General features: G+C 70.5%; 12 protein-coding genes. 9 read left to right on the top strand and 3 right to left on the bottom strand.

All coding sequences use genetic code 11. The annotated features are described in order from the left end of the window. Positions 1–118 precede the first annotated feature (118 nt). Complete coding sequence (locus tag FH610_RS14865) at positions 119–625, top strand: adenine phosphoribosyltransferase (protein WP_139575022.1); 507 nt, start codon at positions 119–121, stop codon at positions 623–625. Between the two features lie 278 nt (positions 626–903). Next, complete coding sequence (locus FH610_RS14860) at positions 904–3,084, top strand: RelA/SpoT family protein (RefSeq protein ID WP_139575322.1); 2,181 nt, start codon at positions 904–906, stop codon at positions 3,082–3,084. A gap of 176 nt (positions 3,085–3,260) precedes the next feature. Here the strand turns inward: FH610_RS14860 and FH610_RS14855 are convergent, their stop codons facing one another. Both FH610_RS14855 and FH610_RS14850 read right to left on the bottom strand, forming a co-directional pair. Further along, complete coding sequence (locus tag FH610_RS14855) at positions 3,261–4,490, bottom strand: DUF349 domain-containing protein (protein ID WP_139575021.1); 1,230 nt, start codon at positions 4,488–4,490, stop codon at positions 3,261–3,263. 59 nt (positions 4,491–4,549) lie between these two features. Next, entirely contained in the window at positions 4,550–5,398 is an 849-nt protein-coding gene (locus tag FH610_RS14850) for a peptidylprolyl isomerase (RefSeq protein ID WP_139575020.1), read from the bottom strand. A gap of 269 nt (positions 5,399–5,667) precedes the next feature. Here FH610_RS14850 and FH610_RS14845 point away from each other — a divergent pair, with 269 nt between their 5' ends. The 3 genes from FH610_RS14845 to aspS are packed head-to-tail and all read left to right on the top strand — an operon-like array spanning position 5,668 to position 9,355. Further along, on the top strand, positions 5,668–6,351 hold the full coding sequence (locus FH610_RS14845) for an MBL fold metallo-hydrolase (protein ID WP_139575321.1): 684 nt from the start codon (positions 5,668–5,670) through the stop codon (positions 6,349–6,351). Further along, complete coding sequence (gene hisS, locus FH610_RS14840) at positions 6,351–7,607, top strand: histidine--tRNA ligase (RefSeq protein ID WP_139575019.1); 1,257 nt, start codon at positions 6,351–6,353, stop codon at positions 7,605–7,607. Before FH610_RS14845 ends, hisS begins: the two co-directional genes overlap by 1 nt. Continuing rightward, positions 7,604–9,355 (top strand): aspartate--tRNA ligase, encoded by a 1,752-nt coding sequence (gene aspS / locus FH610_RS14835; RefSeq protein ID WP_139575018.1) that lies wholly within the window; start codon positions 7,604–7,606, stop codon positions 9,353–9,355. The genes hisS and aspS overlap by 4 nt, the downstream gene beginning before the upstream one ends. A gap of 58 nt (positions 9,356–9,413) precedes the next feature. On the opposite strand, the gene FH610_RS14830 is transcribed toward aspS, so the two are convergent. Further along, the gene (locus FH610_RS14830) at positions 9,414–10,334 is read right to left on the bottom strand and encodes a peptidylprolyl isomerase (RefSeq protein WP_139575017.1); all 921 of its coding nucleotides are present in this window, start codon (positions 10,332–10,334) and stop codon (positions 9,414–9,416) included. Positions 10,335–10,549: 215 nt separating this feature from the next. Here FH610_RS14830 and FH610_RS14825 point away from each other — a divergent pair, with 215 nt between their 5' ends. The 4 genes from FH610_RS14825 (at position 10,550) to FH610_RS14810 (ending at position 13,229) form a co-directional block, all read left to right on the top strand. Further along, positions 10,550–11,017, top strand: coding sequence for a DUF2231 domain-containing protein (locus FH610_RS14825; RefSeq protein ID WP_139575016.1), 468 nt, complete (start codon positions 10,550–10,552; stop codon positions 11,015–11,017). A 16-nt stretch (positions 11,018–11,033) separates the two neighbouring features. Continuing rightward, positions 11,034–12,353, top strand: coding sequence for a replication-associated recombination protein A (locus FH610_RS14820; RefSeq protein ID WP_139575015.1), 1,320 nt, complete (start codon positions 11,034–11,036; stop codon positions 12,351–12,353). Between the two features lie 127 nt (positions 12,354–12,480). Further along, the gene (locus FH610_RS14815) at positions 12,481–12,963 is read left to right on the top strand and encodes a DUF948 domain-containing protein (RefSeq protein WP_139575014.1); all 483 of its coding nucleotides are present in this window, start codon (positions 12,481–12,483) and stop codon (positions 12,961–12,963) included. Beyond that, entirely contained in the window at positions 12,960–13,229 is a 270-nt protein-coding gene (locus FH610_RS14810; protein ID WP_139575013.1) for a hypothetical protein, read from the top strand. The genes FH610_RS14815 and FH610_RS14810 overlap by 4 nt, the downstream gene beginning before the upstream one ends.

Below are 13,229 nucleotides of genomic sequence, written 5' to 3'. Positions count from 1 at the left end.
CCGGGAAGACCGCCCGTAGCCTCCGGCGACGAGCTCCTCCTCCGCCTTGCGATGCACCACTCTGGACACCGCTCCGTCCGGGCGGATCTCGCCGGTCGCGGCACTAGGCTTGGGCGTCGTGACTGACTGGACGGCTCTTATCAGGGATGTCCCGGACTACCCCAAGCCGGGCATCCTCTTCAAGGACATCACCCCGCTGCTGGCGGACCACGCGGCCTTCACGCAGGTCGTGGGCGAGCTCGGGGACGGCCTGGCGTTCGACAAGGTGGTCGGCATCGAGGCGCGGGGCTTCATCCTCGCCGCGCCGGTGGCCTACCGCAGCGGCGCCGGGTTCGTACCAGTGCGCAAAAAGGGCAAATTGCCCGCCGACACGTACGAGGCGTCCTATGATCTCGAGTACGGCTCCGCGACGATCGAGGTGCACGCCGACGCCTTCGACCCCGGCGACCGGGTCCTGATCGTGGACGACGTCCTCGCCACGGGCGGCACGGCCCGGGCGGCCGTGGAGCTGGTCAGAAGGACGGGCGCGGAGGTCGTGGCCGTGTCCTTCCTGATGGAGCTGTCCTTCCTCTCCGGCCGCGACCGGCTGCCGGGCCTGGACGTCCGCACCCTGCTCGCCGTCTGAGCCGCGCGGGCCGGTCAGGGGCACGCGGCCGAGAGTGCTGTGGCAGCACGGATACACTGTGGAATCTGGACTCGACGTGAGGAGTCTGTGTGCCCCGTGATGTGGTCGTGCCCGACAGCGCGCGGGTCGATCGCGGAGTGATCTCCCGCGACGCCCCCGAGCCCGTCGCAGACGTGCCCCCCGACGCGGCGCGCGACCCCGCGGCGGTCCCGGAGGACAAGCCGGCGTCGCCGGCCACGCGACGGAGGCTCGCCCGTTTCGGGGGGCAGTGGGGTGCCATGAATCCGGTGTTGGAACCGCTCTTCAAGACGGTCCGTGCCACTCATCCCAAAGCAGACCTGCGGCTGATCGAGCGCGCGTACGACGTCGCCGCCTATCACCACCGCGATCAGAAGCGCAAGAGCGGCGACCCGTACATCACCCACCCGCTCGCGGTGGCGACGATCCTGGCGGAGCTGGGCACGGACGACGAGACGCTGTGCGCCGCCCTGTTGCACGACACCGTCGAGGACACCGCCTACAGCCTCGACGAGTTACGAGCCGACTTCGGCGACAACATCGCGTTGCTCGTCGACGGCGTGACCAAGCTCGACAAGGTGAAGTTCGGCGACGCGGCGCAGGCCGAGACCGTGCGCAAGATGGTCGTCGCGATGTCGCGCGACATCCGCGTGCTGGTGATCAAGCTGGCCGACCGGCTGCACAACATGCGGACCATGCGCTACATGCCCGAGCACAAGCGTCAGCAGAAGTCCCGCGAGACGCTGGAAATCTTCGCGCCGCTGGCCCACCGGCTCGGCATGAACACCATCAAGTGGGAGCTGGAGGACCTCGCGTTCGCCATGCTCTACCCGAAGCGGTACGACGAGATCGCCCGGATGGTGTCGGAGCGCGCGCCGCGCCGCGACCTGTTCCTGCACGAGGTCATCGAGAAGGTCTCCGCCGACCTGCGCGAGGCGAAGATCAAGGCGACCGTGCGCGGCCGGCCCAAGCACTACTACTCGATCTACCAGAAGATGATCGCCAAGGGCGTGGCCTTCGACGACATCTACGACCTGGTGGGCATCCGCGTGCTGGTCGACACGGTCCGCGACTGCTACGCCGCGCTCGGAACGATCCACGCCCAGTGGAAGCCGGTGCCGGGGCGGTTCAAGGACTACATCGCCATGCCCAAGTTCAACATGTACCAGTCGCTCCATACGACGGTCATGGGACCCGAGGGCAAGGCCATCGAGCTCCAGATCCGCACGCGGGCCATGCACAACCGCGCCGAGTACGGCGTGGCCGCGCACTGGAAGTACAAGGAGGAGATGACCGGCGCCGGCGCCGGCAAGGTCAAGCAGGTCAACGACATGGCCTGGCTCCGCCAGTTGCTGGACTGGCAGAAGGAGACCTCCGACCCCGGGGAGTTCCTGGAGTCGCTTCGCTTCGACCTGTCGGTCTCGGAGGTGTTCGTCTTCACCCCGCGCGGCCAGGTGATCGCCCTGCCCGAGGGCGCCACCCCCGTCGACTTCGCGTACGCCGTGCACACCGAGGTCGGCCACCGATGTATCGGCGCGCGGGTGAACGGCAGGCTGGTCCCGCTGGAGTCCCGCCTCGGCAACGGCGACACCGTCGAGATCTTCACGTCGAAGTCGCCGGACGCCGGGCCGTCGAGGGACTGGCTCAAGTTCGTCAAGAGCGGCCGGGCCCGCAACAAGATCCGCCAGTGGTTCACCAAGGAGCGCCGCGAGACCGCCATCGAGGCGGGCAAGGAGGCGATCGGGCGGGCCATGCGCAAGCAGGGCCTGCCGCTGCAGCGCCTGATGTCCGGCGAGGCGCTGCTGGCCCTGGCCAGGGACCTGCGCTACGCCGACGTCTCGGCCCTGTACGCGGCCGTCGGCGAGGGACACCTCACCGCACAGTCGGTCGTGGACAAGCTCGTACAGGCCCTGGGCGGCGTCGAGGGGGCCGAGGAGGACATCGCCGAGGCCCAGGTCCCCACGCGGCTCAAGGGCCGTCTGAGGGCCAACTCGAACGCCGGCGTGATGGTCGCGGGCGACCCGGACGTGTGGGTCCGCCTGTCGCGCTGCTGCACCCCGGTTCCGGGGGACGAGATCGTCGGGTTCGTCACGCGGGGGCACGGCGTCTCCGTGCACCGCACCAACTGCCCCAACGTGGAGCAGCTCAACGCCCACCCCGACCGGCTGGTGGAGGTCTCCTGGTCGCCCGGGGACGACTCGGTCTTCCTCGTCGCCATCCAGGTGGAGGCGCTCGACCGGCCCCGCCTGCTGTCGGACGTCACGCGGACCCTGTCCGACCAGCACGTGAACATCCTGTCGGCCTCGGTGACGACCAGCCGCGACCGGGTGGCGATCAGCAAGTTCACCTTCGAGATGGGCGACCCCAAGCACCTCGGCCACGTGCTCAAGGCGGTGCGCAACGTCGGGGGCGTCTACGACGTCTACCGCGTCACCAGCTGACGGCCTCAGGCCGGAACCACGGCCCGGCGAACCGATGGCGGAGGCCGGCACCACGGCCCGGCGGGCCGATGACCGGACGGCCCCTGCCCGGCGGCGGGGCGCGTCCTCACGAAGCGGCGGCGGACATGCGAATCCCGGCGTGCCACGAGGTCACGCCGGGACGCGCTGGAAGCGGGTCAGGAGAACTCGGCGAGCGTCCGCTCCGCCTCCTGGAGCCAGGAGCGGCGGGCGGACAGGGCCTCCTCCGCCTCCTTGACATCCTTGTCCCGGCCGGCCGTCTGGGCCTTGGCCAGCCGCGTCTCCAGCTGGTCGATGGACCTGCGGAGCTGGTTGACCGTGTCCTGGGCGCGGGCCCTGGCCTCGGGGTTGGAGCGCTTCCACTCGGTGTCCTCGGCCCTGCGGACCGCGTCGTCGACCTTGCGCAGCCCGCCCTCCAGGCGGTCGCGCTGGTCGCGCGGCACCGGGCCCGCGGCCTCCCAGCGCTCCAGGATGCCCCGCAGCGCCGAGCGCGCGGTACGCGCGTCGGTGACCGGCAGCAGCTTCTCGGCCTCGGCCAGCAGGGCCTCCTTCACCTCCGCGTTGGCCGCGAAGGAGGCGTCCCGCTCCGCGAACACCGCCGAGCGGGCCTGGAAGAACTGGTCCTGGGCGCCCTTGAAACGCGCCCACAGCTCGTCCTCGACCTCACGGGAGGCGCGCCCGGCGGCCTTCCACTCGCGCATCAGCTCCCGGTAGGCCGCCGCGGTGGCGTTCCAGTCCGTCGAGTCCGCCAGCGCCTCCGCCTCGCTCACGATGCGCTCCTTGGTGCCGCGCACCGCGTCGCGCTGCTGGTCGAGCGAGGAGAAGTACGCCTTGCGCCGCTTGGCGAAGGCCGTACGCGCCGTGGACAGCTTCTTCCACAGCGTCGCCTCGGTGGCCCGGTCGACCCGCTCGGCGGCCTTCCACTCCTCGACGAGCTGCCGCAGCCGCTCGCCGCCGGACTTCCAGTGCGTCGTCTCCTCGGCGATGCGCTCGGCCTCGGCGACGATGCGCTCCTTCACTTCACGCGCGTGCGCCCGGGCCTGGTCGCGCGCGGCCCGCAGCTCCTCGCGCCGCTTGCCGACCAGCTCGGTCAGCGCCGTCAGCCGGTCCTGCAGCGAGCCGAGGTCGCCGACCGCGTGCGCCTCGGCCACCGACTCACGCAGCTTGACGATGCTCGACTCGGCCTGGGCCGGCGCGAGGTCGGTGCCGCGCACCCGCTGCTCGAGGAGCTGCACCTGGCCCGCCAGCTCGTCGAACTTCCGGCGGTAGTAGGCCAGTGCCTCCTCCGGCTCACCGGCCTGCCAGGACCCGACGGCCCGTTCTCCCTCAGCCGTACGCACGTAGACGGTGCCGTCCTCGTCTACCCGGCCCCACGGGTCGGTGCTCACCGTGTCCTCCCGCACTTGAATCAGCCTCCAGGGCTCGATGTGCCCTTGGTTGTATTACGTCAGCTCTTGCTGGTGATTGTCACGTCTTTGATGACCACGGGCTGCTTCGGGGCACCAGTGCCGTCCCCGCCGGCACTGGGGATGACGCCCTTCTTGGCGACCTTGTCCACGATTTCGAGTCCTTTGGTCACCGTACCGAAAGGCGTGTAGTCGGGCGTCAGTCCGGTGTCCCCGAACACGATGAAGAACTGGCTTCCGTTGGTGTTCGGGCCGCTGTTCGCCATCGCGAGCACGCCCCGGGTGTACTTCGCGCCCGCGAGGTTCTCGTTGGCGAAGCGGTAGCCCGGGCCGCCCTGGCCGTCGGTCGGGTTCTTGCCGTCGGCCTTGGCCAGCGGGTCGCCGCACTGCAGGATCGGGAAGTCCGTGCCCATCCGGTGGCACTTCGTGTTGTCGAAGTAGTCCTTGGAAGCCAGGAACTTGAACGAGTTGACCGTGCAGGGCGCCTTCTCGCTGTCCAGCCTCGCGACGATGTCGCCGAGGTTGGTCCTGATGGTCATGGTCGCCGGGGCGGTGCTCACCTTCTCCGGCGGCGCGCCGACGTTCTTGACCTGGCCGCTGCCCTCGTCGGCGACGTAGCCGCAGGTGCCCTTGACCGGGTCGTACGGCTTGGGGTCGGCCACCGCGGGCTTGATGCTCGCCGACGGCGACGCGGCCGCGGTGGCGTCGCTGTCGTCGCGGCCGAGGAGGGTCGTCGCCGCCACCACGCCGCCGATCACCACCACCACGGCCGCGGTGGTGCCTATGATCGCGTTGCGCCGCGACTTCTGCTCGCGCTCCACGCGTGCCTGCAGCTGCCGTTCGTAGTGCTCCCGGGCCAGCTGCTTCTGCCGGTCCTTGCCGGTGACCACTTCGACCTCCCGACTCGTCCTGTTTCCCATGGTCGTACGCCCGGACGCGATCTCGCCGGCGCGTGCCCGCCGCACCCGGGAGGTGCTCCGGGAACGGCGGCCTGTTCTATAGCATCCGGCTCGACTGCTCCAAGAATGACTATTGAGGTGGGCGAATCGTATCGGCTGACGGGTATTGGTTCGCAGCCTGCCGACCCGCACCGGTACCCTTCGGTTACATTCGCTCGCGCAATCCTTGATTGATCCGTAGAGACGCAGAGGCCGCTTCCGTGCTCGTCGCCGGGTTTCCCGCAGGGTCGTTCCAGACCAACTGTTACGTCGTCGCTCCCGCAGCAGGCGAGGAGTGCGTGGTCATCGACCCAGGTCAGGATGCCGTGGAGGATCTCGACGCGCTGCTGCGCGAGCACCGGCTGAAGCCGGTCGCGGTGCTGCTCACCCACGGCCACATCGATCATGTGTGGTCGGTGGCCCCGGTGTGCGGCGCCCGCGACGTGCCCGCGTGGATCCACCCGGAGGACCGCGATCTGCTGTCGGACCCGGCGAAGGGATTCCCGCCGCAGGCGGGCCAGGCGTTCGGCGGACTGAAACTTTCCGAGCCCGACGACGTGCGGGAGCTGGCCGACGGGGCCGTGCTGTCGCTGGCCGGGCTCGAGTTCACGGTCGAGCACAGGCCGGGCCATACCTGGGGGTCGGTGACGTTCCGGGCGCCCGTCGAGGACTCCCAGGTCCTGTTCGCGGGCGACCTGCTGTTCGCCGGCTCCATCGGCCGTACCGACCTGCCCGGCGGCGACTACGCCGCCATCCTGCGCAGCCTCGCCAAGACGCTGACGCTGCCGGACGAGACCACGGTCCTGCCCGGCCACGGACCTCAGACGACCATCGGCCGCGAGCGCGCGACCAACCCCTTCCTCAGGGACGTCGCGCCGCACGCCGGCCCGACCAGGGGATTGTGATGACCTTTCAGGCGCCCAAGGGCACCTTCGACTGGATGCCCCCGCGTTCGGAGTGGGCTCTCGCCGTACGGGACGCCCTGGCCGCGCCGGCCCGCCGCGCCGGCTACGGCTACATCGAGACGCCGGCCTTCGAGGACACGGCGCTGTTCTCGCGCGGCGTCGGCGAGTCGACCGACATCGTGACCAAGGAGATGTACACGTTCACGAGCCGGGGCGGCCAGTCGCTGACACTGCGCCCCGAGGGCACCGCGAGCGTGATGCGGGCCGTGCTCGAACACGGCCTGTACGGCGGGCCGCTGCCGATCAAGCTCTGGTACTCGGGCAGCTACTTCCGCTACGAGCGGGCCCAGGCGGGGCGCTACCGCCACTTCTCCCAGGTGGGGGCGGAGGCCCTGGGGGCCGAGGACCCGGCGCTCGACGCCGAGCTGATCGTGCTGGCGATGGACGGCTACGCCTCGCTGGGCCTGCGCGGCGTCCGGCTGCTGCTGAACTCGCTGGGCTGCAAGGAGTGCCGGCCGGCCTACCGCGCCGCGCTGCAGGACTTCCTGCGCGGCCTGGACCTCGACGAGCCCACCCGCAACCGGATCGAGATCAACCCGCTGCGGGTGCTCGACGACAAGCGCCCCGAGGTGCGCGCGCAGCTGGAGAACGCGCCGCTGGTCACCGATCACCTGTGCGGGGCCTGCAAGGCCTACCACGAGGAGGTCAGGGGCCTGCTGACGGCCGCCGGCGTGGCGTACGAGGACGACCCCCGGCTCGTGCGCGGCCTGGACTACTACACGCGCACGACCTTCGAGTTCCTGCACGACGGCCTGGGCGCCCAGTCGGCGGTCGGCGGGGGAGGACGCTACGACGGGCTGAGCGAGCAGATCGGCGGCCCGGCGCTGCCGAGCGTGGGCTGGGCCCTCGGGGTGGACCGCACGGTGCTGGCGATGGAGGCCGAGGGCCTGCTGGCCGAGCGCCCCCGCGGCGTCGAGGTGTTCGCCGTGCCGCTCGGCGAGGAGGCCAGGCGGCGCGTGTTCCCGCTCGTGAGCGAGCTGCGCCGGGCCGGTCTCGCGGTCGACATGGCCTTCGGCGGCCGTGGCGTCAAGGGCGCGATGAAGGCCGCCGACCGCAGCGGCGCGCGGTACGCGCTCATCCTCGGCGACCGAGATATCGAGGCGGGCGCCGTGCAAGTGAAGGACCTGACCACAGCCGACCAGACCGCGGTTCCGCTCGCGGAGGTCGTCGAGTTCTTGAAGGGGAAACTCTCGTGATCCGCACCCACGAGGCAGGCACGCTCCGCAAGGAGCACGCGGGCCAGAAGGTGACGCTCGCCGGATGGGTGGCGCGCCGGCGCGACCACGGCGGCGTGGTCTTCATCGACCTGCGCGACGCCTCCGGCTCGGCCCAGGTGGTCTTCCGGGAGGAAGACCACGCCCACGACCTGCGCGCGGAGTACTGCGTGAAGGTCACAGGCGAGGTACGCCAGCGCCCGGCCGGCAACGAGAACCCCGATCTGCCCACGGGTGAGATCGAGGTCGTCGCCTCCGAGGTGGAGGTGCTGAGCGAGTCGGCGCCGCTGCCGTTCCCGATCGAGGGCAGCGCGGGCGTGTCGGAGGAGGCGCGGCTGAAGTACCGCTACCTCGACATCCGCCGCCAGCGGATCGCCGACGCGCTGCGGATGCGCTCGCAGGCGACCTACCTCGCCAACGAGGTCATGCGCGAGCGCGGGTTCGTCTACGTCGAGACCCCGAACCTGACCCGCTCGACGCCCGAGGGGGCCCGCGACTTCCTGGTGCCCGTACGGCTCCAGCCGGGCAACTGGTATGCCCTGCCGCAGTCGCCGCAGCTGTTCAAGCAGCTCCTCATGGTCTCCGGCCTGGAGCGCTACTACCAGCTCGCCCGCTGCTTCCGCGACGAGGACCTGCGGGCCGACCGGCAGCCCGAGTTCACCCAGATCGACATCGAGATGTCGTTCGTGGACCAGGACGACGTGATCGAGCTGGGCGAGGCGCTCATCGGGCGGATCTGGAAGGAGACGCTCGGCTACGAGCTGCCCACGCCGCTGCCCCGGATGACGTACGCCGAGGCGATGGCGCGGTATGGCTCGGACAAGCCGGACCTGCGCTTCGGCGTCGAGCTGACCGACCTCACGGACTACTTCTCCGGCACCTCGTTCCGCGTCTTCCAGGCGCCGTACGTGGGCGCGGTCGTGATGCCGGGCGGCGCCTCGCAGACCCGCAGGGAGCTCGACGCCTGGCAGGACTGGGCCAAGTCGCGCGGCGCGCGTGGCCTCGCGTACGTGCTGGTGCAGGAGGACGGCACGCTGGGCGGCCCGGTGGCCAAGAACCTCTCGGAGACCGAGCTGGGCGGCCTCGCCGGGGCGACCGGCGCCAAGCCCGGCGACGCGGTCTTCTTCGCGGCCGGCGCGCCCGCGGCCTCCCGCGACCTGCTCGGCGCGGCCCGCCTGGAGATCGGCCGCCGCTGCGACCTGATCGACGAGTCGCAGTGGTCGTTCCTGTGGATCGTCGACGCCCCCATGTTCGAGGAGGACGGAGAGGGCGGCTGGACCCCGGTCCACCACCCGTTCACCTCCCCGAAGCCGGAGTGGGCCGACACCTTCCAGGACAACCCCGGCGAGGCCCTGGCCTACGCCTACGACATGGTCTGCAACGGCATGGAGATCGGCGGCGGCTCGATCCGTATCCACCGCGCCGAGATGCAGCAGCGCGTGTTCGACGTGCTCGGCATCTCCAAGGAGGAGGCCGAGAGCAAGTTCGGCTGGCTGCTCGAGGCGTTCAAGTACGGCCCGCCGCCGCACGGAGGCATCGCCTACGGCTGGGACCGCGTCTGCATGCTGCTGGCGGGCGGTGAGTCGATCCGGGACGTGATCGCGTTCCCGAAGACGGCGTCCGGCTACGACCCGCTGAGCGGGGCGCCCACCCCGATCAGCGTGGAGCAGCGCAAGGAGGCCGGCGTGGACGCCACGCCGAAGGCCGACAAGCCCGAGTCCGCGCAGTAGAACGCGAGACGGCCCCCGCGACACCGGTCGCGGGGGCCGTCCTGTGTCCGGGGGCCGGTCAGACGATGGCCACGTCCTTGATCACGACCTTCTTCTTGGGGGCGTTGGAGCCCTCGCCCCGCACGTCGGCCGTGGGGTCGCCGTTGAACGGGATGATCCCGCCCTTGGCGATCTTGTCGATGACGTTCATCCCCTTGCTCACCACGCCGATCATCGTGAAGGCGGCGCCCGCTGCGGTCAGCTGGGAGTTCTCGTCGGTGAAGGAGATGAAGAACTGGCTGCCGTTGGAGTTGGCGTCCTCCGTGGCCTGCGCCAGCCCGACGGTCCCCCGGACGAGCGGCATGCCGCCGAGGTTCTCGTCGTCGAACAGGTAGCCGGGGCCGCCCGAGCCGTCTTCCTTGCGCTTGCCGTTGCCCGTGGCCAGGGGGTCGCCGCACTGCAGCATGCCGAGGCCGACGGTCTCCACCGTCGCGAGGCGGTGGCAGACGGTGTTGTCGTAGAAGTTCTTACTCGCCAGGAACGCGAGCGAGTTCACCGCGCACGGCACGTCCTTGGTGGCCAGGTCGATGACGATCTCACCCTGGTTGGTCGTGATGATCATCTGCTTGGCCAGGATGACCCTCCTGGTCAGCTTGCTGGGCGGGAAGCCCACGTTCTTCGACGGGGCGCCCGTGTCGTCCTTGCGGTACTGGCAGGTGACCTGACGCAGGTCGGTGGGCCTGGCCGTCGGCGTGGGGCCGGCCAGCTCGGTGTGCTGCACCTTAGGACCCTCGGAATCGGAGGCCGAGGGTGAGGCCGAGGGAGTGGCCTTGGCTGTGTTGTCGGCCGAGCCGTCACTGCAGGCCGCCAGGCTGCCCGCCAGCACGAGGAGCCCCAGCCCGGCGCCGAGGGTGCCACGCAGGCGGCGACGGGGGGTGGTCGCGCGCCCGGCCGTGCTCACGTGCGAAGCCGGTTGCTTCTGCCGATCAGTGTCGGTCACCGCTATGCCTTCCCTTTCCCCTTTTATTACGACTGAGGCGCCACTCTATCCGTGATCCCGTCGGCTTCGTGTAAAGCAGGCGTCCCAGGGGTATCACGACAGTTTGCGCTCATCTTGCTCTCAGATCCGCCTGGGAACCTCCTGCTCAGCGAATCCGTATACCGGGGGACGGCCCGCAAACCGCGCCCCGGCCGCCGTCTCAGGAGCGATGCACGATGTTCGACCAGGTCTTCGGACTCCCGGCCCATGCCCTCCTCGTCCACGCGGCGGTGATCTTCGCGCCGCTGCTCGCGGTGCTGTCGATCGCCTACGCCGCGCTGCCCCGCCTGCGGCACAAGCTCGACTGGGCCCTGGTGGCGACCGCCGTGGTGGCGCTCGGCTCGGTGTTCGTGGCCAAGGAGAGCGGGGAGGCGCTGGAGCACCGGATGTTCCAGGGCCACCCCTCTGACACGATCGAGGTCCACAGCGGGCTCGCCGAGATCCTGGTGCCGGTGACCGCGGTGCTCACCGTCGTGTCCCTGGTGATGGTGTGGCTCACCCGGGCCCGCCGCGCCCCCGAGGGCGCCGGCTCGCGGGCCCTCGTCCTGGTCGTGTCGGCCGCCGCCGTGATCCTCGCCCTGGCCGTGGGCTACTACGTCGTACGGACCGGGCACACGGGCGCGACGGCCGTGTGGAGCGAGTGACGGTAGTGTCGGCGATGTGGAGAGCCTGTTCGACTCGGCCGCCGAGGAGGCGCACCGGGGCCAGGAGCCGCTGGCCGTGCGGATGCGGCCGCGCTCGCTGGAGGAGGTGATCGGCCAGCGGCACCTGCTGGGGCCCGGCACGCCGCTGCGCCGGCTGGTGGAGAGCGACGCCCCGATGTCGCTGTTCCTGTGGGGGCCCCCGGGCACCGGCAAGACCACGCTGGCGTACGTCGTGGCGGGCGCGACCAAGCGGAGGTTCGTGGAGATCTCGGCCGTCTCCGCCGGGGTCAAGGACGTGCGCGCCGCCATCGACCAGGCCCGCCGCGAGCTCGGCATGACCGGCAGGCAGACCGTGCTGTTCGTGGACGAGGTCCACCGGTTCAACAAGGCGCAGCAGGACGCGCTGCTGCCCGCGGTGGAGAACCGCTGGGTCACGTTCATCGGCGCGACGACGGAGAACCCGTTCTTCTCCGTCATCTCCCCGCTGCTGTCCCGTTCGCTGCTGCTCACGCTGGAGCCGCTGGCAGAAGACGACGTCCGCGCCGTCCTGGAGCGCGCGGTGGCCGACCCGCGCGGCCTCGGCGGGCGCGTCACGCTGCACCCCGACGCCCTCGACCAGCTCGTACGGCTGGCCGGCGGCGACGCGCGGCGCTCGCTGACCTACCTGGAAGCCGCCGCGATGCTGGCCGACGAGGTCACGGCGGAGGTCACGGTGGAGGTCGTGGAGAAGGCCGTCGACAAGGCGGCCGTGCGCTACGACCGGCAGGGCGACCAGCACTACGACGTGGTCAGCGCGTTCATCAAGAGCATGCGCGGCTCGGACGCCGACGCGGCGCTGCACTACCTCGCCCGGATGGTGGAGGCGGGGGAGGACCCGCGGTTCGTCGCCCGCCGGATCGTGATCTTCGCGAGCGAGGACGTGGGGATGGCCGATCCCACGTGCCTGCAGGTCGCGGTGGCCGCCGCTCAGGCCGTGGAGTTCATCGGCCTGCCCGAGGGCAGGATCAACCTCGCTCAAGCGGTCATCCACTGCGCGCTGGCGCCCAAGTCGAACGCCGTCGTGAAGGCGATCGGGGCGGCCTCCGACGACGTGCGGCGCGGTCTCGTGGGCCGCATCCCCGACCACCTGCGCGACGCCCACTATCCGGGCGCGAAGAAGCTCGGCCACGGCAGGGGCTACCAGTACCCGCATGACTTCGAGCACGGCCTCGTCCGCCAGGACTACGCGCCCGAGGAGTTGCGGGAGCGCCGCTACTACGAGCCGACCACGCACGGCGCGGAGGCGCGGTTCGCCGAGCGCTGGGCGAAGATCCGGAGCTTCCTGCGCGGCGGCTGAGCACCGCCGATCTGCGCTCCGGTGTGTGTGATGGGGAGCAGCCCAAGTGTGTGGTGCGGAACGGCGGGCAGGTCGTTCGCGGTAAGGTCTTGCCATTCCAGCTCCGTTGATCTAGGGAGATCGGCACATGCTTACCGCGGGAGAGCTGGCGGGCCTCGTGGTCGCCATTTTCTGGGTGATCCTGGTCTGCTTCATGGTCGTCGTGCTGGTCAGGCTGGCCAGACTGCTGACCGAGACCCGCAAGTCGGTGGCCGAGCTGAGCGACCGCATCGCCCCGCTCCTCGACGACATGAGCCAGACCGTCTCCGAGGCCAACCGGCGGCTGGTGGCGGCCGAGGAGATCACGGACAACATGCGTGACGTCAGCGGCAACATGGTCAAGATCACCGGGGTGGCGTCCACGCTGTTCGCCGGTCCGGTGCTCAAGATCTCCGCCTTCAGGGACGGCTTCCGCCTGGCGCTGGCCCGGCGCGCCGCCCGCAGGGTCCCGGCCCGGCGGGTCGCCCGCGGCGGCCCCCGCACCGGCCCTCGAACCGGAGACAGGATCAGCGAGCGGCACGCGGCCGAGCGCGCCGTGGAGCGCCGGGCGATCGGGAGGGGACGCGGATGATCCGGCGGCTCTTCTACATGTCCCTGGGCGCGTTCCTCACGGTCTGGACCATGCGTAAGCTTCAGTCGTTGCGGCCCGACCACGTGGCCAGGCGCACCGCCGACCGCGCGGTGACCCTCGCCGACCAGCTCAGGGACTTCGCCGGCGAGGTGCGTCACCTGGCGGCGAGCAGGGAAACCGAGTTGCGTGCCGAGCTCGGGCTCGACACGGTTGATGGAACCACCACCGGCAAGAACAGAATCTACGACGTAAAGGACGGCCGCTGA

Source organism: Microbispora catharanthi (assembly GCF_006334915.2).
GTDB classification, from domain to species: Bacteria; Actinomycetota; Actinomycetes; order Streptosporangiales; family Streptosporangiaceae; genus Microbispora; species Microbispora catharanthi.
The sequence above is the reverse complement of the archived record's forward strand: the minus strand, read 5'-3'. Positions and strand labels throughout refer to the sequence as shown.